The organism is Aquabacterium sp. A3 (assembly GCF_038069945.1).
Classification (GTDB): Bacteria; Pseudomonadota; Gammaproteobacteria; order Burkholderiales; family Burkholderiaceae_C; genus Aquabacterium.
Genome location: NZ_JBBPEV010000003.1, coordinates 137643 through 156599 on the forward strand (window position 1 = coordinate 137643; position 18957 = coordinate 156599).

Below are 18957 nucleotides of genomic sequence, written 5' to 3' on the forward strand. Positions count from 1 at the left end.
GCGGCTTGCGTCTGTGGTGTGGTCGGGCGCAGAATCGGTCGCAAGGGCCGGGGTGTCCGGCCTGATCTCAAGGAGCCGTCATGGACAAGCAACTTCACCTCCTGGAGACCTTTCGTGCGCGTGACGCCGCAGGTGCTGAACACACGGTGCGCGCCTACGAGCACCTGGTGCGGCCGGGGCCAACGCCAGACCTGCTGCAGCCCTGGGAGCCCACCGGGCTCATCGAGTTTCGGCTGGACGATGGGCGCGCCCTGGTGATGGAGCCCGATGGGGCGCTTCATTTGCCGGGCAGCGGCGATCGCATGGAGCGTTTGCACTGAGATGGCCTAGCATGAGGCCATGAACACCACATTGGCCTCACCGTCAGGCAGCCTGAGCGTGCTCATGGTCTGCATGGGCAACATCTGTCGCAGCCCCACCGCCGAGGCGGTGCTGGCGCACAAGCTGCGCGAGGCGGGCTTGCATGCCTGGGTGCGGGTGGACTCGGCGGGCACGCACGCCTACCATGTGGGCAGCCCGCCCGACGAGCGCTCCCAGGCCCATGCGGCCCGCCGGGGGTATGAGCTCTCGGCCTTGCGGGCTCGTCAGGTTTCCGACGTCGATTTTGTGGGTTTTGACCTGATCCTGGCCATGGATTGGGACAACCTGGCCTTGCTGGAAGACGCCTGCCCGGACGACCCGGCCTTGCGCCGCAAGCTCAAACGGTTGACCGAATTTGTACCCGCCGACTCGCCGCACGCTGGCGCACAGGTGGTGCCAGACCCTTACTACGGTGGCCCCGGTGGCTTTGACCACGTGCTGGACCTGGTCGAAGCTGCGGCCGATGGCCTGGTGCGCCATTTGCGTGAGCGGGTGCAGCGCTGAAGGCCCTTGACCTGAGAATGTAAGGGAACTCCCGGAGGCGAAGTTGACCAAAACAGTGGGTTTCCCCTATAATCGACTTAATCACTCGGGAATGTCGCCACCCTGAAACACAGGCCACTTTGAGTCTGTGGTCGCGGTGACGGCACCGGGTCCAGCAAAGGAGTGAGCCATGCGTCTGACCACCAAGGGACGGTTCGCCGTCACCGCCATGATCGATCTGGCCCTGCGTGAACACACCGGGCCGGTGGCTTTGGCTGCCATCAGCCAGCGTCAGCAGATTTCGTTGTCTTACCTGGAGCAGCTGTTCGGCAAGCTGCGCCGCCATGAACTGGTGGAAAGCACCCGTGGCCCGGGCGGCGGGTATTCGCTGGGCCGCAAGGCCGAAGACATCACCGTGGCCGACATCATCGTGGCGGTCGATGAGCCCATCGACGCCACCGGCTGTGGCGGCAAGGAAAACTGCATGGGTGATGACGGCGGCCGCTGCATGACCCACGACCTCTGGACCAGCCTGAACAACAAGATGATCGAGTACCTGGATTCGATCAGCCTGCGCAAGCTGGTGGACGACCAACTGGCCAAAGGCGTCTCGATCGAAGCCCAGCCGATCAAGCGGGCCATCTCCAGCCAGCCGGTGGTCAAGCCCATCAAAGTGACGGCGCCCAACTCGGTTTTTGCCCTGGGCACGGCGCTGAGCAAATGAGCTTGGGTGCCCCTGTTGGCACCGTGGATGACATAAGTGGCTGCAGCGCATCCGGTGTGCGCTCGGCCGATAATCGAGAGTTGGCCTCACAGGCATTGTTATGGACATGACCCCGCACTTCCCCATCTACATGGATTACGGCGCCACCACGCCGTGTGATCCGCGTGTCGTTGACGCCATGATCCCCTGGCTGCGCGAGCACTTCGGCAACCCTGCCAGCCGCACCCACGCCTATGGCTGGGAGGCTGAAGAGGCCGTCGAGAAGGCGCGCCAGCAGGTGGCCGATCTGATCGGTGCCGACCCGCGGGAGATCGTCTGGACGTCTGGCGCCACCGAATCCAACAACCTGGCCTTGAAGGGTGCAGCGCACTTCTACAAGAGCCGTGGCAAGCACATCATCACGGTCAAGACCGAGCACAAGGCCGTGCTGGACACGGTGCGTGAGCTCGAGCGCCAGGGCTTTGATGCCACCTACCTCGACGTCAAGGAAGACGGCCTGCTGGACATGGACGCGCTCAAGGCGGCCATCCGCCCCGACACCATCCTGATCTCGGTCATGTACGTGAACAACGAGATCGGTGTCATCCAGGACATCCCCGCCATCGGCGCCCTGTGCCGCGAAAGGGGCATCGTGTTCCATGTGGATGCCGCCCAGGCCACCGGCAAGATCGACATCAACCTGGCCGAGCTGCCGGTGGACCTGATGAGCCTGGCCTCGCACAAAACGTACGGCCCCAAGGGCATTGGCGCCCTGTACGTTCGCCGCAAGCCCCGCGTGCGCATCGAGGCCCAGATGCACGGCGGCGGTCACGAGCGTGGCATGCGCTCGGGCACCTTGCCCACCCACCAGATCGTCGGCATGGGCGAGGCCTTCCGCATCGCCAAGGAAGAAATGCACGCCGAGAACGAGCGCGTGCGTGCCCTGCAGCAGCGCCTGCTGGCGGGCCTGCAAGGCATCGAACAGATCTTCGTCAATGGCGACCTGGAGCGCCGCATCCCGCACAACCTGAACGTGTCGTTCAACTACGTGGAAGGCGAATCGCTGATCATGGGCATCAAGGGCATCGCGGTGTCCTCGGGCTCGGCCTGCACCTCGGCCAGCCTGGAGCCCAGCTACGTGCTGCGCGCCCTGGGGCGCTCGGACGAGCTGGCGCACAGCTCGCTGCGCATGACGATCGGCCGCTTCACCACCGAAGAAGAAGTCGACTTCGTGGTCAACACCTTGAAAGACCGTGTGGCCAAGCTGCGCGAGTTGTCTCCCCTGTGGGACATGTACAAGGACGGCATCGACCTGAGCACCATCCAATGGGCTGCTCATTGAATTTGGAGTACTGACATGGCATACAGCGACAAAGTCATCGACCACTACGAAAACCCCCGCAACGTGGGCTCGTTCGAAAAGGGCGACGAGACCGTGGGCACCGGCATGGTGGGTGCGCCCGCCTGCGGCGACGTCATGAAGCTGCAGATCAAGGTGAATCCCAGCACCGGCGTCATCGAAGACGCCCGCTTCAAGACCTATGGCTGTGGTTCGGCCATCGCGTCGAGCTCGCTGGTCACTGAATGGGTGCGTGGCAAGACCCTGGACGAGGCGCTGACCATCAAGAACACCCAGATCGCCGAAGAGCTGGCCTTGCCCCCGGTCAAGATCCACTGCTCGATCCTGGCGGAAGATGCGATCAAAGCCGCCGTCAACGATTACAAGGCCAAGCATGCAGCCTGAGCTCAATTCCTGCACCAGCGGGCCTGGCAACGGGCCGCTGCCCGACCTGGGTGTCGCCGCCGGTGGCATGAAGGTCGAGCTGTCCGAGGCCGCCGCCCGCCACATCACCCGCTACCTGGCCCGCCGCGGCAAGGGGGTGGGTGTGCGCCTGGGCGTGAAGACCACGGGTTGCTCCGGCTTGGCCTACAAGATCGAGTACGCCGACGACGTGGCCCCTGAAGACGTGATCTTCGAGCAGCACGGCGTGAAGATCCTGGTCGACCCCAAGAGCCTGCCCTACATCGACGGCACCGAACTCGACTTTGTGCGAGAAGGGCTGAACGAAGGCTTCAAATTCAACAACCCCAACGAACGAGACCGTTGTGGTTGTGGTGAATCCTTCCGCGTCTGAGCCGCACCGACGCGGCACGCCGATTGCGTAGACCGAAGCCCCGCCCCTGGTGGGGTTTCGCACTTTGACCGACCATGAACATCGACGCCGACGACTTCACGCTGCTGGGCCTGCCCAGGCAGTTTGCGCAAGAGCGCGCTCAACTGGACAGCGCCTGGAAGGCTTTGCAAGGCCAGGTGCATCCAGACCGGTTTGCGGCGGAAGGTGCGGCGGCCCAGCGGGTGGCCATGCAGTGGGCGGTGCGTGTGAATGAGGCTTATCAGCGCCTGAAAGATCCGCTCAAGCGCGCAGCCTACCTGTGCGAACTGGCGGGTGCCCCTGTGCAATCCGAAAGCAACACGGCCATGCCGGGCAACTTTCTGATGCAGCAGATGATGTGGCGTGAGGCGCTGGAAGACGCGGCGGGGCAGACCGATGTCGAGGCCCTGTCGGACGAGGTGCAAACCGCCCGCCGCGAGCGGCTGGCCCGCCTGGCGCAGTTGCTGGACGAGGCCGGCGATGCGGCCGCCGCCGCGCAAGAAGTGCGCGCCCTGATGTTCATCGACCGCCTGCTGGAAGAAGTGGATGCGCGGCTCGAACAATACGAAGATGGTGTCTGAATGGCCCTGCTGCAAATTTCCGAACCTGGGCAGACGCCCGACCCGCACCACCGCCGCGTGGCCGTGGGTATCGACCTGGGCACCACCCACTCGCTCGTGGCCGCCGTGCGCCATGGCGTGGCCGAATGCCTGCCCGACGACGATGGCCGCGTGATCCTGCCCTCCGCCGTGCGTTACCTGCTGGATGCGCAAGGCCAGACCCGGCGTCAGATCGGCCACGAGGCCCTGGCCCTGCAGGCCGAAGACCCGCTCAACACCATCGTGTCGGTCAAGCGCTTCATGGGGCGCGGCCTGGCCGACCTGCCCGATGCGGGCAAGCTGCCGTATCAGTTTGTCGATCAGCCCGGCATGGTGGGCGTGCAGACCGTGGCCGGCGTGAAGTCGCCGGTCGAGGTCTCGGCCGAGATCCTGGCCAAGCTGCGCCAGCGCGCCGAAGACACCTTCAACGACGACCTGTTTGGCGCGGTCATCACCGTGCCGGCCTACTTTGACGACGCCCAGCGCCAGGCCACCAAAGATGCCGCGCAGATGGCCGGCTTGAACGTGCTGCGCCTGCTCAACGAGCCCACGGCCGCCGCCATCGCCTACGGCCTGGACAACAGCGCCGAAGGCCTGTACGCCGTGTACGACCTGGGTGGTGGCACCTTCGACATCTCGCTGCTGCAACTCAGCCAGGGGGTGTTCGAGGTGGTGGCCACGGGCGGTGATTCGGCCCTGGGTGGTGACGACGTCGACCATGTGCTCGCCGAGGCTGCGCTGGCCGAGGGGGGCATGCAGACCAGCACGCCGCAAGACAAGCGTGCCGTGCTGGTGGCCGCCCGCACCGTGAAAGAAAAGCTCTCGACCGATGGCAGCGCCCACCTGAGCTGCAAGCTCTCGGGCGGCATGCTGTCGGTGTTCGTCACCCGCGAGCGCCTGGCCGAGCTGGCCAAGCCCCTGATCGACAAGACGCTGAGCGCGGTCAAGCGCGTGCTGCGCGATGCCAAGATCAAGCCCGACGAGGTCAAGGGCGTGGTCATGGTGGGCGGCTCCACCCGCATGCCGGCCGTGCGCGATGCGGTGGGTGCTTTCTTTGGCCAGACCCCGTTGACCGACCTCAACCCCGATGAGGTGGTGGCGCTGGGCGCCGCCATCCAGGCCAACCAGCTCGCGGGCAACAACGCACAGGGCGACTTGCTGCTGCTGGACGTGCTGCCGCTGTCGCTGGGCCTGGAAACCATGGGCAGCCTGGTTGAGCGCATCATCCCGCGCAACACGCCCATCCCCTGTGCCCGCGCACAAGACTTCACCACCTTCAAAGATGGCCAGACCGCGCTGGCCGTGCACGTTGTGCAAGGCGAGCGCGAGCAGGTCGAGCACTGCCGCTCACTGGCCCGCTTCGAGCTGCGGGGCATTCCGCCCATGGCCGCCGGTGTGGCCCGCATCCGCGTCACCTTCCAGGTGGACGCCGATGGCCTGCTGAGCGTCTCGGCGCAAGAGCAGATGTCGGGTGTGCAGGCCTCGGTCGTGGTCAAGCCCAGCTATGGCTTGAGCGACGACCAGGTGGCCCACATGCTGCGCGAGGGCTTTGCCACCGCTGCGGCCGACATGAAAGACCGCGCCCTGCGCGAAGCCCGCGTCGAGGCCGAGCGCCTGCTGGAAGCCACCCGCGCCGCCCTGAACGCCGATGGCGACTTGCTGAGCGCTGACGAACACCAGCGCATCGAAGCCCTGATGGCCCAGATTGGCCAGCGCTGCGACCGCGGCGACCTCGAAGCCCTGGAAGCCGCCACCAAGGCCCTCGCCGAAGGCACCGAGGCCTTTGCCGCCGAGCGCATGAACCGCAGCATCCGCGACGCCCTGGCCGGCCGTTCGGTGGACCAGGTCTGAGCGTCAGGATTGAGCGATTAGAGTAGCCCCACCATGCCCATCATCAAGATCCTGCCCCACGCCTCGCTGTGCCCTCAGGGCCAGACCATCACGGCCGCCCCAGGCACCAGCATCTGTGAAGCCCTGCTGGAAAACGGCATTGAAATCGAGCACGCCTGCGACATGAGTGCGGCCTGCACCACCTGCCACGTCATCGTGCGCGAAGGCTTCAACAGCCTCAACGAGATCGAAGACACCGAAGAAGACCTGCTGGACCGCGCCTGGGGCCTGGAGCCCAATTCGCGCCTGAGCTGCCAGGCCATCGTGGCGGGGCAAGACCTGACGGTCGAGATCCCGAAGTACACGATCAACCACGCCCGCGAGAACCATTAAGCTGCGCGCATGACCCGCCAGATCTTTCTCGACACCGAAACCACCGGCCTGAGCCCCGACTCGGGCGACCGCATCATCGAAATCGGGTGTGTGGAGATGGTCAACCGCCGCTTGACCGGCCGGCACCTGCACTACTACATCAACCCCGAGCGGGCCAACAGCGAAGACGCGGTCAAGGTGCACGGCCTGACCGATGAGTTCCTGGCCGACAAACCCGTGTTTGCCAGCCTGGCCGATGACATCCTGGACTACTGCCAGGGCGCCGAGATCATCATCCACAACGCCGCATTCGATTTGGGCTTTCTGGACGCTGAACTGGCCCGCCTGGGCAAGGGCAAGTTCCGTGACCACGTGGCCGGCGTGATCGACAGCCTCCTCATGGCCCGCGAGATGTTCCCGGGCAAGAGCAACTCGCTGGACGCGCTGTGTCGCCGTCTGGAGGTGGACAACACCCACCGCACCCTGCACGGCGCCTTGATGGACGCCGAGTTGCTGGCCGAGGTCTACATCAACATGACCCGGGGCCAGGATGCCCTGCTGATCGACGCCGAGGCCGACGCTGGCGGCGCAGGGCAGGGCGCGTCCGAGGTGGGCAGCATCGACCTCAGCCAGTACGCCTTGCCGGTGCTGGGCCCCACGCCCGAAGAGGCCGAGGCCTGGGCGGTGTCGCTGAAAGACATCGACAAAGCCTCTGGCGACAACACGGTGTGGCGAAAGTTGGAAAACATGGTATAGTTGCGGTCTTCGCTGATCGATGCAGAAAAAAGCGCAACAATCAGCCGGTGGACCCAGTCCCGAGCACAGTTTCGGGCGGTTAGCTCAGCGGTAGAGCACTGCCTTCACACGGCAGGGGTCGCAGGTTCGAACCCTGCACCGCCCACCAGATCAAACCCCTTGAGTTCGCGCTCAAGGGGTTTTTTCTTTGGCCGACTTGTGCTGGGATCGCTACCATCGGGCACATGCTGCTCCAGCGCGACCAATCCGCCCTCATCCTGGTGGATTACCAGGCCCGACTGATGCCCGCCATCCATGGGGGTGATCAGGCCGTGCAGCACGCCGTGTGGCTGGCCCGGGTGGCCCATGCCCTGGATGTGCCGGTGTGGGCCACAGAGCAAAACCCGGCGGCGCTGGGTGGCCAAGTGCCCGAGCTCTTGCCCTGGGTGGACCACACCTTCAGCAAGATGTGCTTCAGTGCGGTGGCCGATGGCCTGGTGGACGCCGTGCGCATGCGGGCGCCCCAGGCTCGGCAGTGGGTGCTGGCTGGCTGTGAAACCCACGTGTGCCTGCTGCAAACGGCCCTGGAGGCCAGCGAGGCGGGGGTGCAAGTGGCGGTGGTGCCCCAGGCCTGCGGCAGTCGCCGCCCTGAGGACAAGGCCCTGGCGCTGCAGCGCCTGACGCAGGCAGACATCACACTGGCATCACCCGAGATGGTTGCGTTTGAGTGGATGCACAACTGTCAGCATCCTGCGTTTCGCGAGGTGCTGGGGTTGATCAAGGCGGTGCCGACATGAGCCGGGGGCTGCGCCCGGTACGCGCCACCACCCACGCACACACCGACCGCGCGCCCGCCTCCCGCAAGGTGAGGGCCGCCTCGTTCAAGGTGGCCCCCGTGGTCATGACATCGTCGACCACGGCCACGTGGCGGCCCAGCACCTGCCGGCGCAAGGCAGGGTTCACCGCGAAGGCGCCGCTGATCGCGGCCTGGCGATCGTCGGGGTTCAGGCGCATCAGCCGCTCGGTGTGTTTCACGCGGTGCAGCACCTGCGGCGCCACGGGCAGTTGAAGGCGGCGCCCCAGGGCTTGCGCCACCAGGGCGCTTTGGTTGTAGCCGCGCTCTTGCAGGCGTCGTGCCGAGATGGGCAGGGGCAGGATCACGCTGGCGCGCTGCGGGCGCCGGTGCCAGGCGCTGGCCAGGCGGTCGGCCAGCCAGGGGGCCAGGTGGCAGGCATCTTGAAACTTCAGCTGCGCCATCAAGGTGGACCACGGGGCGTCGTAATCCAACGCTGCCAGGGCGCGGTCGAATTCCGGGCCATGGGCCTCGCAGTCCATGCACACGCCATCCAGGTGCGGCAGGCCCTGCAGGTTGATGCCGCAGCGACTGCAGCGCGGCACCTCAGGGGCCCACCGGTGCAGACAGCGGGCGCACACGGCGGCCGGGTTCCAGTGCCCGCACACCAGGCATTGGCCGGCGGGGCGCCAGCCGCGCCACCGTTGCAGCCAGGAGGCGGCGCGCCCGGTGGTCGAGTGGGTAGCCGAGTGGGTGGCCGAGTGGGTGGTCTGCAAGGTGGGCAAGTCTGGCATCGGCTCACTATACTGAGCGCCCCACGCCTTGAACCATCACCCCCTGGGGGGTGTTGCCCATGCCTGCTTCGCCACCTGTGTCGCCATCCGCGCCGTCGCCCCATCCGGCCTCGCCTCATCCCCAGGCCCTGGCCCGACAAGCGCGCCGGCTGGCGCAGGCTGGTGCGCCTTGGCTGAACCAGGAGGTGGCCCGGCGGCTGGCCGACAAGCTGGCCCCCATCCGCCTGCAGCCACGGCGCTGGCTGGACTGGTCGGCCCACCTGGGCGATGGTGCCGCTGTGGTGCGGCAGGCTTATCCCGATGCGCAGCGCCTGCTGGCCGAGCCCCATTCGGCGCTGGCCGGCGCCTCGGCGGCCACGGCGGCGGCTCAGGCCCCTGTGGGCTGGGCGGCCCGTTTGCTGGGGCGTCGCGCCCAGGCGCCCGCCGTCTGGGTGCCAGGCGATGGTGCGGCGCCGCCCTGGGGGCAGGAGGGGGTTGATCTGCTGTGGGCGAACATGGCCCTGCACACGGCGGCCGACCTGCCCGGCCTGATGACGTGCTGGCATCGGGCGCTCGCGGTCGATGGGTTTCTCATGGCTTCAGGCCTGGGGCCCGACACCGCCCGCGAGTTGCGCAGTTTGTATGCCGAACTGGGGTGGGGGCTACCCACGGTGCAGTTTGTGGACATGCACGACCTGGGCGACGAGCTGGTGCAGGCCGGTTTTGCCGACCCCGTGATGGACATGGAGCGCCTGACCCTGACCTGGGCCACGCCCGAGGCCATGTTGGCCGAATTGCGCACCTGGGGCGGCAACGTCGCCGTGGGCCGTTTTGCCGGTTGGCGCACGCCGCGCTGGCGCGAGCGGTGGCTCGCAGCAGCCCAAGAACGCCTCGTCGGTGGGGATGGTCGGCTGTCGCTGACGGTGGAGCTGGTGTATGCCCACGCGGTCAAGCCGGTGCCCCGCGCCATGGTGGCGCCCGAAACCCGGGTCAGCCTGGATGACATGCGCCAGATGATGCGCCGATCGGGGAAGCCCTGAGTCGCCAACAGGCACGCCGGATTCAAGGCTGTGTCATTCCAGGTGAAACCGGGGGTAATCCATAGCGTGTTTGCCCTGATTCCGTATTGAGCGCGCGCAAGGCTCTCCCTAGAATGAATTGTCAATTTTGCTGAATGCAAAGTTCATAGAGCCCCCGGAGTGGGGGGTGCGTTCGTTCGACCCCAGGAGTGACCTTCCATGCGTCAGGAACCCGCGCAACGCCTAGCCCGATCCAGGGTAGTCGCGCCCCCCCACGCCCACCATCGCCGTTCAGGCCTGGGCGACCGCTGCCGCCTGGCGTTGATGGGCCTGGCCTTGGCCTGGGCCGGTGGCGTGCAGGCGCAAGGTGCTGCCGTGAACAACCTGCCGGGTGGCCCTGCGGTCAATCAGTTGGACATGCACCCGCCGGTCACCAAAATCGCGGCGGCCCAGCAAGACCTGCACTACATGATGCTGTGGATCTGCGGCGCCATCTTCGTGGGCGTCTTCGGGGTGATGTTCTACTCCATCTGGGCCCACCGCAAGTCCAAGGGCGCCAAGTCGGCTGATTTCCACGAGTCCACCACCGTCGAGATCATCTGGACGGTCATCCCCTTCATCATCGTCATTGGCATGGCCCTGCCGGCCACCAAGGTGGTGGTGGCCCAGAAAGACACCACCAACGCCGACATCACCGTCAAGGTCACCGGCTACCAGTGGAAGTGGGGCTACGACTACATCAAGGGTGAAGGCGAGGGCATCGGTTTCATCTCCACGCTGGACCTGAGCCAGCGCGTCATGTCGGACGAGGGCAAGCCTCAGGGCGATGATTACCTGCTCAAGGTGGATCAGCCCCTGGTGGTGCCCGTGGATCAGAAGATCCGCATCATCACGACGGCCAACGACGTCATTCACTCGTTCATGGTGCCTGCCTTCGGCATCAAACAAGACGCCATCCCCGGCTTCGTGCGCGACACCTGGTTTCGCGCAGAAAAGATCGGTGACTTCTATGGCCAGTGCGCCGAGTTGTGCGGCAAAGAGCACGCCTACATGCCCATCCACGTGAAGGTGGTGACCCAAGACGAGTACAAGGCCTGGGTGGCCGAGCGCCAGAAAGAAATGGCCGCCAAGGCCGATGACCCCAGCAAAGTGTGGGAATTGGCCGCTCTGGTGGCCCGTGGCGAGCAGGTCTACAAGGCCAACTGTGCGGTGTGCCACCAGGCCAGCGGCAAGGGTGGTGGTGCCATCAAGGCACTGGACGGTTCGGCCGTGGTGCTGGACGCCGACCACATGAAGCAGATCATGGTGCTGCTCAACGGTCAGGGCGCAGGCATGCCCGCCTGGAAGCAACTGTCAGACACCGAGATCGCTGCCGTGATCACCTACACCAAGAACCAGTGGACCAACCAGACGGGCCAGATCGTGCAGCCCGCCGAGGTGGTGGCCGCGCGCAAGTGACGCGTGCTCAACCCGCGAGAACCGGACTGAAAAGGACACACCATGAGCGCAGTGCTTGAGCCGGGCGGACACGCCCACGGCCACGATGACCACCACGATCACCCGCACGGCTGGCGCCGGTGGGTGTACGCCACCAACCACAAGGACATCGGCACGCTGTACCTGCTGTTCAGCCTCACGATGTTGATGATCGGCGGCGTGCTGGCGCTGGGCATCCGCGCCGAGCTGTTTCAGCCGGGCTTGCAGGTGGTGAACCCCGAGCTGTTCAACCAGCTCACCACCATGCACGGCATCATCATGGTGTTCGGCGCCATCATGCCGGCCTTCGTGGGGCTGGCCAACTGGATGCTGCCCCTGCAGATCGGGGCCTCCGACATGGCCTTCGCCCGCATGAACAACTTCAGCTTCTGGCTGATGATCCCGGCGGCGCTGCTGCTGGTCGGCTCGTTCTTCATGCCGGGCGGTGCGCCTGCCGCCGGCTGGACGCTGTATGCGCCGCTCACGCTGCAGATGGGGCCATCGATGGACGCCGGCATCTTCGCGATGCACATCCTGGGCGCCTCGTCCATCATGGGCTCGATCAACATCATCGTCACCATCCTGAACATGCGCGCACCGGGCATGACGCTGATGAAGATGCCGATGTTCTCGTGGACGTGGCTGATCACCGCCTACCTGCTGATCGCCGTGATCCCCGTGCTGGCAGGCGCCATCACCATGACGCTGACCGACCGCCACTTCGGCACCAGCTTCTTCAATCCGGCCGGCGGTGGTGATCCGGTCATGTACCAGCACATTTTCTGGTTCTTCGGTCACCCCGAGGTGTACATCATGATCTTGCCGGCCTTCGGCATCATCAGCCAGATCGTGCCGGCCTTTGCCCGCAAGAAGCTCTTCGGCTACCACTCCATGGTGTATGCCACGGCCTCGATCGCCATCCTCAGCTTCATCGTGTGGGCTCACCACATGTTCGCCACCGGCATGCCGGTGACGGGTCAGCTGTTCTTCATGTACGCCACCATGCTGATCTCGGTGCCCACCGGGGTGAAGGTGTTCAACTGGATCGCCACCATGTGGCGTGGCTCCATGACCTTCGAGAGCCCGATGCTGTGGTCCGTGGGTTTCATCTTCGTGTTCACCATGGGCGGCTTCACCGGCCTGATCCTCTCGGTGGCGCCCATCGACATCCAGCTGCAAGACACGTACTACGTGGTGGCGCACTTCCACTATGTGCTGGTGGCTGGCTCGCTGTTTGCCCTGTTTGCGGCCTTCTATTACTGGGGCCCCAAATGGACCGGCGTGATGGTGCCTGAATGGAAGGGCAAGCTGCACTTCTGGTGGTCGCTGATCGCTTTTAACATCACGTTCTTCCCCATGCACTTCCTGGGGCTGGCGGGCATGCCGCGACGTTATGCCGACTACCCCATGCAGTTTGCTGACTTCAACGCCATTGCCTCGGTGGGCGCCTTTGCCTTCGGACTGGCGCAGGTGTACTTCATCTTCGGTGTGCTGATTCCGGCCATGCGTGGCAAGGGTGAGCCCGCGCCCGCCAAGCCCTGGGAGGGCGCCGAGGGCCTGGAGTGGGAAGTGCCGTCGCCCGCGCCGTTCCACACCTTCGAGACCCCGCCCAAGCTGGACCCCACCGCCACCAAGGTGATCGGGTGAATGCCATGAGCACCCCCTCTTCCAGCGAGGCTCAGCGACGCAGCAATGTGCGCCTGGGCCTGATCCTGGCGTCGATCGCGCTCACGTTCTTCGCGGGCTTCGTGATCAAGACGGTGTTCTTCGGATCACACTGAACCAGGCCACGTCATGCCCACCACCTTCAAAGGCCGATTGCAGCGCGCCAACGCCGACATGGTGTTCAAGCTGCTGGTCATCACCGGGGTGATGTTCGGTTTCGGCTATGCCATGGTGCCGCTGTACCAGCACATTTGTGCAGCCCTGGGCATCAACGTGCTGTCCTTGTCTGAACAGAAGGTGCCCGGCATGGCCAGCCGCGTGCAGGCCAACACCCAGGTGGACACGTCCCGCACCATCACCATCGAGTTCGACGCCAACGCACGCGGCCCATGGGACTTCAAACCCGAGAAGCGCTCGGTCACTGCGCACCCGGGCGAGATGGTCACGGTGATGTACGAGTTCCGCAACATGCAGGACCGCACCATGTCGGCCCAGGCCATCCCCAGTTACGCACCCAAGCAGGCCACGGCGCATTTCAACAAGCTGGAGTGCTTCTGTTTCAACGAGTACACCTTGGCCCCGGGCGAGAGCCGGGCCTGGCCGGTGGTGTTTGTGGTCGATCCACGCCTGCCCAAAGACGTGACCACCATCACCCTGTCTTACACGTTTTTCGAAGTGGGTGGCAAGGTGCCGCCCGCGCCGTCCGGACGCACTTGAGCGATGCCCGATGAACACCTGCCTGATGAGCGCCATGAGCCGCCACCGTCTGCTGATGCCTCCCCGCCGGGGGATGACCTGCGCGACGCCGTGGCCCGTCAGGGCTCGTTCTGGCAGACCGCCAAGGCCGTGGCCTGGTCGTTCTTCGGGGTGCGCAAGTCCAGCGATCACGCCCAGGATGTGGAGCGGCTCAACCCGCTCCACGTGGTGATCGTGGGGTTGCTGGCCGGTGTGTTGTTTGTGCTGGGACTGCTGGCGCTGGTGCGCTGGGTGGTGGCCAGTGGCGTGAGTTTGTGAGCCCATTGGGCCGGAATCGAGGAGAGCACGAGATGTCTGCAACGGTTCACAAGGGCGGGGCCCCTTACTACTACGTGCCGGGTCCCTCCCGACACCCGATGATGGCGGCCTTTGGTCTGTTTTTTGTCATCCTGGGGGCCGGGCAATGGGTCAATGGCGTCAACTGGGGGCCTTATGCGGTGGCCTTCGGTCTCGTGTGGTGGCTGGTGGTGCTCAAGCAGTGGTTTGGCGAGGCCATCCGCGAAAGCGAAAGCGGGCTGTACAGCGACCGCATCGACCTGTCGTTCCGCTGGAGCATGGCCTGGTTCATCTTCTCCGAGGTGATGTTCTTTGCGTCCTTCTTCGGCGCCCTGTATTGGGCCCGCGTGCACTCGGTGCCCGCGCTGGGCAATTTCGAGAACGCGCTGCTGTGGCCTGACTTCAAGGCGATCTGGCCATCGATGCAGGCAGGTGCCACGGCCTCGCCCGCGGGCACGGTCGAGCCTTTCAAGATCATGGGCCCGTGGCCCATCCCCACCATCAACACCGCCTTGCTGCTGACCTCGGGGGTGACCCTCACCATCGCGCACCACGCCCTGCGTGAGAACCTGCGGGGGCGTTGCATCACCTTCATGTGGGCCACGGTCATCCTGGGCACCGTGTTCCTGGGTGTGCAAGGCTACGAGTACTACCACGCCTACGTTGACCTGAACCTCAAGCTGACCTCGGGCATCTATGGCTCTACGTTCTTCATGCTCACAGGCTTTCACGGCATGCATGTGTTCGTGGGCATGCTGATGCTGTTGTTCATCACCCTGCGCCTGCAGAAAGGCCACTTCACACCCGAGCGGCACTTTGGCCTCGAAGGTGCGGCCTGGTACTGGCACTTTGTGGACGTGGTCTGGCTCGGGCTCTACATCGTCGTGTACTGGATGTGAGCCAAGGCGGGCCGATGGCCTGCCATCACACCGCCCACACAACCCGACGCTGACCGGGTTGTGTGTTTTCAGGGCTGTAGCGGAATGCCTGTGGGCTGGATCCAGCCCAGCTGATGTGCCACCAGGATGAAGACGAACAGGGCGATGGACAAGGCCACGCGCAAGGCCAGTGCCCGCACCATACGGTTGCTTTTGGGTTGGCCATCGCGGCCATCACGCAACATGGCTTTGCCGGCAAAGGCCAGTGCGAGAATGATGGCCACCAGGGCGCCTGCGATGATGATCTTCATGGTCTCTGATTATGGTGCCCGTCTGACCGGAACCGATAGGCGATGACCCCAGTACCCCCACTCGATTCGGCGTCAGCAGATGCCCGCCGCCGCGAGCGCAAGGCCTTGTTCCTGGCCCGCATGGTGATCTGGTTTTCTGCGGCGCTGGGCATCAGCCTGACCGCCGGGCTGGGCCTGTGGCAGATGGGGCGGGCCGATGAAAAGCTGGTGCGACAGGCCGAGCGCGACCAGCGCGCGGCGCAAGCACCCTGGACGGCGGCCGACTGGCCATGCACGGGACCGGTCGCAGGCCTGCCGGCTCAGCAGCCTGTGCGCCTGGCTGGGCGGTGGTGGCATGAACGTTCGGTGTTGCTGGACAACCGCCCGATGGCGGGGCAAACGGGCTTCATCCTGGTCACGCCCTTGCGGGTGCAGGCGCCCGCCGCCTGTACAGACCGGGTGATCCTGGTGCAGCGGGGCTGGTTGCCCCGCCATGCCAGCGACCGCACCCAGGTGCCCGATTGGCCACGCCCTGAGGGGCAGGTCGAGGTGCAGGGCCATCTTGAACCCGTGCTGTCGCGGGTGTATGAGCTGGGGGATGAGGGCATGCCCCAGGGTTTGGCTTCCACGCCGATCCGACAAAATGCGCAAGAGCCGTTCTGGACAGCATGGCTGGGCCAGGCCGCGCGCCCCGGCGTCATGGTGCAAACCGAGGGCGGGCCCGCCGACCCCTTGCGTCGCGACTGGCCTGCCCCCGATGCCGGCGTGGACAAGCACCACGGTTATGCTGCCCAGTGGTTTGGCCTGTCGGCCTTGCTGGCCGGCCTGACCCTCTGGTTTCAGATCATCCGCCCCGCCCGGGCACGAGCCGCACAACAACGTGATGTCCAGCAGTCCTGACACCCTTCTACAGATGAGCGTTCACAGCCTGCCCGATGCCCAGGAGGCCGCGCGGCGCACACGGCGTGGTCGTTGGCAGATGCTGTGGGTGATGTTGGCGTGCGCGGCGCCGGTGGTGGCGTCGTACGTCACGTACTACGTGATCAAGCCGCAGGGGCGCACCAACTATGGCGAGCTGGTTCAGCCCACCCGTCCCATGCCGGCCGAGCTGCCCCTGAGCCGTCTGAACGGTCAGGCGGTTGCCGCCGACAGCCTGAAGGGGCAGTGGTTGTTGATCACCGTGCAGCCGGCCGCCTGCGAGGCGGCCTGTGAGCAGGCCCTGTACCTGCAGCGCCAATTGAGAGAAATGCTGGGGCGTGACAAGGACCGCGTGGACCGTGTCTGGCTGGTGCCCGACGAAGGCCAGGTGCGCGAAGCCTTGTTGCCCGCCATGGAAGGCGCGTGGTTGTTGCGCGCACCGGCTCAGGCGCTCGGTGCGTGGCTGCAGGCACCGTCCGCAGGGCCGTTGCCCACCGGTTTTTACCTGGTTGATCCTCGCGGAGAATGGATGATGCGATGGCCTGCCGATGGCGATGTGCAGCGCATCCGCAAGGACCTGGCCAAGCTGCTGAAGGCCGCCGAGTCCTGGGATCAGGCAGGCCGGCCATGACCGCGGCAGAGCTGATCGACCTGGCCCCGGTGCTGGAGTTGTTGGCCTTGGGTGCGGCCCTGGCCGTGCTGCCGCTGACCGCCGTGGTGTGGAAAGCCCGCCGCGATGGTGTGCATGGCTGGCCAGCGTGGCAGCGGGTGCTCACCGCTGCCACGCTGTTTCTGACGCTCGACCTCGTGGCCTTTGGCGCCTTCACCCGGCTGACCGACTCCGGCCTGGGGTGCCCGGACTGGCCGGGCTGTTATGGCGAGGCCAGTCCGTGGGGCGCCCGTGAAGACATCCATGCCGCCCACCAGGCCGCGCCGCACGGGCCGGTCTCGCCGGGCAAGGCCTGGATCGAGATGGTGCACCGCTACCTGGCCTCGGGCGTGGGGGCGCTGATCACCTTGCTGATGGTGATGGCCTGGCGCCATCGCCGTACCCAAGGTGGCTTGTCGCCCTGGTGGGCCACCATCACCTTCGTGTGGGTGTGCGTGCAAGGGGCCTTTGGCGCACTGACGGTCACCATGAAACTGCAGCCGCTGATCGTGACCATCCACCTGCTGGGGGCGCTGCTGGGCGTGGGCCTGTTGACGGCCCAGGCCCGGGTGCTGGAGGGCTACCGCCCTCAGCGGGCCCACCACGCCGCGCAAGAGGGTGTGTGGCGGGTCTGGCAAGGCGCCGGGCTGCGCCGCTGGGGCTGGGTGGTGCTGGCCTTGCTGGGCCTGCAGGTGGCGCTGGGTGGCTGGGTAAGCACCAACTATGCCGTGCTGGCCTGCATGGACGTGCCCACCTGTCAGGGCCGCTGGTGGCCCGAGATGGATTTTGTGTCGGGCTTCCGCCTCTGGCGCCCCTTGGGCCAGGACGGTCACGGCGAAGCGATCTCGGCGGCTGCGCTCACGGCCATCCACATGGCCCACCGCTTGATGGCGCTGGTGGTGGTGGGCGCCTTGCTGGCCTACGCCTGGCGCCTGTGGCGTTGGCGGCCTGTCGGGGCGGCCACACCGATGGCCTCGACCCCATGGCGCCGCGAAGCCCAGGTGCTGCTGGCCATGACGGTGGTGCAGGTGCTCACCGGCCTGAGCAATGTGGTGCTGGGCTGGCCCTTGCTGGCGGCCCTGTTGCACACGATGGGTGCCGCCCTGCTGGTGTGGTGGCTGGTGCGGCTGCTGGTGGTGCCGGTGGCGGTGCCCCAGATGGCCACGGCGCCCCAGGGCAGCCGCCCCGTCACTCAGGGACTTCACCGTACTGTTTGAGGCCCGTTGTGGCGCATAGTGTGCCCATGCTTTACTGTGCGTGTGCTTGAAGCCCATGTCTGACACTGCGGTCACCGCCCCCGAATCTGCCGATGCCCTGGGTGCGTCGACGCCTTCTGCGTCGGCCACGCTGTCGCCCTGGCGCCAGTACTACGCTCTGACCAAGCCCCGCGTGGTGCAGCTGATCGTGTTCTGCGCGGTCATCGGCATGATGCTGGCCGTGCCGGGCCTGCCCGACGCGCAGCAGGCGCTCACGGCCCTGGCGGCCTGTGTGGGCATCTGGCTGGTGGCCGCTGCGGCTGCCGCCTTCAACTGCCTGGTCGAGCAACACATCGATGCCCGCATGAAGCGCACGGCCTGGCGCCCCACGGCCCGGGGTGAGTTGTCGCGCTCACAGGCCCTGGTGTTCAGCGCGGTGCTGTGCGGTGCTGGCATGGCCATCCTGGCCGTGTGGGTGAACTGGCTGACCATGTGGCTCACCCTGGCCACGTTCGTGGGCTATGCCATCGTCTACACGGTGTTGCTGAAGCCCATGACACCGCAGAACATCGTCATCGGCGGCGCCTCGGGCGCCATGCCGCCGGTGCTGGGCTGGGCGGCCATGCGCGGTGCGGTCGAGCCCGAGGCCATGCTGCTGTGCCTGATCATCTTTTTGTGGACGCCGCCGCACTTCTGGGCTCTGGCCCTGTACCGCGTCGAAGACTATGCCCGCGCGGGCCTGCCCATGCTGCCCGTCACCCACGGCAACGCCTTCACGCGCCTGCACGTGCTGCTGTACACCGTGATCCTGGTGGCGGGCACGGTGCTGCCGTTCATCTACGGCATGAGCGGCTGGATCTACCTGGCTTCGGCCCTGGTGCTGGGCGCGATGTTCCTGGGCTATGCGGTGGCGCTGTGGCGGCGTTACAGTGACGAACTGGCCCGCAAGACCTTCCGCTTCTCCATCATCTACCTGATGCTGATGTTCGCGGCCTTGCTGGTCGACCACTACTGGACGATCTGAGCCCTTTCA

24 protein-coding genes and 1 tRNA gene are annotated in these 18957 nt (G+C 65.8%); 23 read left to right on the top strand and 2 right to left on the bottom strand.

Annotation, left to right across the window (positions count from 1 at the left end):
* Nucleotides 1-80: 80 nt before the first annotated feature.
* The 12 genes from WNB94_RS12270 (at nucleotide 81) to WNB94_RS12325 (ending at nucleotide 8032) form a co-directional block, all read left to right on the top strand.
* Nucleotides 81-320, top strand: coding sequence for a hypothetical protein (locus tag WNB94_RS12270; protein ID WP_341390697.1), 240 nt, complete (start codon nucleotides 81-83; stop codon nucleotides 318-320).
* Between the two features lie 19 nt (nucleotides 321-339).
* Entirely contained in the window at nucleotides 340-864 is a 525-nt protein-coding gene (locus tag WNB94_RS12275; RefSeq protein WP_341390698.1) for a low molecular weight protein-tyrosine-phosphatase, read from the top strand.
* 169 nt (nucleotides 865-1033) lie between these two features.
* Entirely contained in the window at nucleotides 1034-1567 is a 534-nt protein-coding gene (iscR, locus tag WNB94_RS12280; protein WP_341390699.1) for a Fe-S cluster assembly transcriptional regulator IscR, read from the top strand.
* Nucleotides 1568-1667: 100 nt separating this feature from the next.
* Nucleotides 1668-2888 (top strand): IscS subfamily cysteine desulfurase, encoded by a 1221-nt coding sequence (locus WNB94_RS12285; protein ID WP_341390700.1) that lies wholly within the window; start codon nucleotides 1668-1670, stop codon nucleotides 2886-2888.
* Between the two features lie 15 nt (nucleotides 2889-2903).
* Nucleotides 2904-3290, top strand: coding sequence for a Fe-S cluster assembly scaffold IscU (gene iscU / locus WNB94_RS12290; RefSeq protein ID WP_341390701.1), 387 nt, complete (start codon nucleotides 2904-2906; stop codon nucleotides 3288-3290).
* Nucleotides 3291-3357: 67 nt separating this feature from the next.
* Nucleotides 3358-3681, top strand: coding sequence for an iron-sulfur cluster assembly protein IscA (gene iscA / locus WNB94_RS12295; RefSeq protein WP_341390854.1), 324 nt, complete (start codon nucleotides 3358-3360; stop codon nucleotides 3679-3681).
* Nucleotides 3682-3755: 74 nt separating this feature from the next.
* Nucleotides 3756-4280, top strand: coding sequence for a Fe-S protein assembly co-chaperone HscB (hscB, locus tag WNB94_RS12300; protein WP_341390702.1), 525 nt, complete (start codon nucleotides 3756-3758; stop codon nucleotides 4278-4280).
* Nucleotides 4281-6149, top strand: coding sequence for a Fe-S protein assembly chaperone HscA (gene hscA, locus WNB94_RS12305; RefSeq protein WP_341390703.1), 1869 nt, complete (start codon nucleotides 4281-4283; stop codon nucleotides 6147-6149). It abuts the gene before it with no gap.
* Between the two features lie 33 nt (nucleotides 6150-6182).
* Complete coding sequence (gene fdx, locus WNB94_RS12310; RefSeq protein ID WP_341390704.1) at nucleotides 6183-6521, top strand: ISC system 2Fe-2S type ferredoxin; 339 nt, start codon at nucleotides 6183-6185, stop codon at nucleotides 6519-6521.
* Between the two features lie 9 nt (nucleotides 6522-6530).
* Entirely contained in the window at nucleotides 6531-7256 is a 726-nt protein-coding gene (gene dnaQ, locus WNB94_RS12315; RefSeq protein WP_341390705.1) for a DNA polymerase III subunit epsilon, read from the top strand.
* Between the two features lie 73 nt (nucleotides 7257-7329).
* A tRNA-Val gene (locus WNB94_RS12320) sits at nucleotides 7330-7404 on the top strand.
* 76 nt (nucleotides 7405-7480) lie between these two features.
* Nucleotides 7481-8032: an isochorismatase family protein gene (locus WNB94_RS12325; protein ID WP_341390706.1), complete on the top strand. Its 552-nt coding sequence runs from the start codon at nucleotides 7481-7483 to the stop codon at nucleotides 8030-8032.
* Here WNB94_RS12325 and WNB94_RS12330 read toward each other — a convergent pair.
* On the bottom strand, nucleotides 8013-8822 hold the full coding sequence (locus WNB94_RS12330; RefSeq protein ID WP_341390707.1) for a ComF family protein: 810 nt from the start codon (nucleotides 8820-8822) through the stop codon (nucleotides 8013-8015). The two genes, WNB94_RS12325 and WNB94_RS12330, sit on opposite strands and share 20 nt — an antisense overlap.
* Nucleotides 8823-8881: 59 nt before the next feature.
* Between WNB94_RS12330 and WNB94_RS12335 the strand changes: the two genes are divergently transcribed.
* The 7 genes from WNB94_RS12335 (at nucleotide 8882) to WNB94_RS12365 (ending at nucleotide 14892) form a co-directional block, all read left to right on the top strand.
* Nucleotides 8882-9841, top strand: a complete 960-nt coding sequence (locus tag WNB94_RS12335; protein WP_341390708.1) for a methyltransferase domain-containing protein — start codon at nucleotides 8882-8884, stop codon at nucleotides 9839-9841.
* A gap of 303 nt (nucleotides 9842-10144) precedes the next feature.
* Nucleotides 10145-11278: a cytochrome c oxidase subunit II gene (gene coxB, locus WNB94_RS12340; protein WP_341390855.1), complete on the top strand. Its 1134-nt coding sequence runs from the start codon at nucleotides 10145-10147 to the stop codon at nucleotides 11276-11278.
* 42 nt (nucleotides 11279-11320) lie between these two features.
* Nucleotides 11321-12943: a cytochrome c oxidase subunit I gene (gene ctaD, locus WNB94_RS12345; protein WP_341390709.1), complete on the top strand. Its 1623-nt coding sequence runs from the start codon at nucleotides 11321-11323 to the stop codon at nucleotides 12941-12943.
* A gap of 5 nt (nucleotides 12944-12948) precedes the next feature.
* Nucleotides 12949-13077 carry a cytochrome oxidase small assembly protein gene (locus WNB94_RS12350; RefSeq protein WP_341390710.1) on the top strand — a complete coding sequence of 43 codons (129 nt, stop codon included), beginning with the start codon at nucleotides 12949-12951 and terminating at the stop codon, nucleotides 13075-13077.
* A gap of 13 nt (nucleotides 13078-13090) precedes the next feature.
* Entirely contained in the window at nucleotides 13091-13678 is a 588-nt protein-coding gene (locus tag WNB94_RS12355; RefSeq protein WP_341390711.1) for a cytochrome c oxidase assembly protein, read from the top strand.
* A gap of 3 nt (nucleotides 13679-13681) precedes the next feature.
* A complete protein-coding gene (locus WNB94_RS12360; protein WP_445819068.1) occupies nucleotides 13682-13975 on the top strand; it encodes a DUF2970 domain-containing protein in 294 nt (97 codons plus the stop codon).
* 32 nt (nucleotides 13976-14007) lie between these two features.
* Nucleotides 14008-14892, top strand: a complete 885-nt coding sequence (locus WNB94_RS12365) for a cytochrome c oxidase subunit 3 (protein WP_341390712.1) — start codon at nucleotides 14008-14010, stop codon at nucleotides 14890-14892.
* A 68-nt stretch (nucleotides 14893-14960) separates the two neighbouring features.
* On the opposite strand, the gene WNB94_RS12370 is transcribed toward WNB94_RS12365, so the two are convergent.
* On the bottom strand, nucleotides 14961-15182 hold the full coding sequence (locus tag WNB94_RS12370) for a DUF2909 domain-containing protein (RefSeq protein ID WP_341390713.1): 222 nt from the start codon (nucleotides 15180-15182) through the stop codon (nucleotides 14961-14963).
* 42 nt (nucleotides 15183-15224) lie between these two features.
* Between WNB94_RS12370 and WNB94_RS12375 the strand changes: the two genes are divergently transcribed.
* Genes WNB94_RS12375 through cyoE form a run of 4 tightly spaced genes read left to right on the top strand, consistent with a single transcriptional unit; the run spans nucleotide 15225 to nucleotide 18948 of the window.
* Entirely contained in the window at nucleotides 15225-16061 is an 837-nt protein-coding gene (locus WNB94_RS12375; RefSeq protein ID WP_341390714.1) for an SURF1 family protein, read from the top strand.
* Nucleotides 16062-16074: 13 nt separating this feature from the next.
* A complete protein-coding gene (locus WNB94_RS12380; protein WP_341390715.1) occupies nucleotides 16075-16710 on the top strand; it encodes a redox-active disulfide-containing membrane protein in 636 nt (211 codons plus the stop codon).
* Nucleotides 16707-17945 carry a COX15/CtaA family protein gene (locus WNB94_RS12385; RefSeq protein WP_341390716.1) on the top strand — a complete coding sequence of 413 codons (1239 nt, stop codon included), beginning with the start codon at nucleotides 16707-16709 and terminating at the stop codon, nucleotides 17943-17945. The genes WNB94_RS12380 and WNB94_RS12385 overlap by 4 nt, the downstream gene beginning before the upstream one ends.
* A 55-nt stretch (nucleotides 17946-18000) precedes the next feature.
* The gene (gene cyoE / locus WNB94_RS12390) at nucleotides 18001-18948 is read left to right on the top strand and encodes a heme o synthase (RefSeq protein ID WP_341390717.1); all 948 of its coding nucleotides are present in this window, start codon (nucleotides 18001-18003) and stop codon (nucleotides 18946-18948) included.
* The last annotated feature ends 9 nt before the right edge of the window (nucleotides 18949-18957 follow it).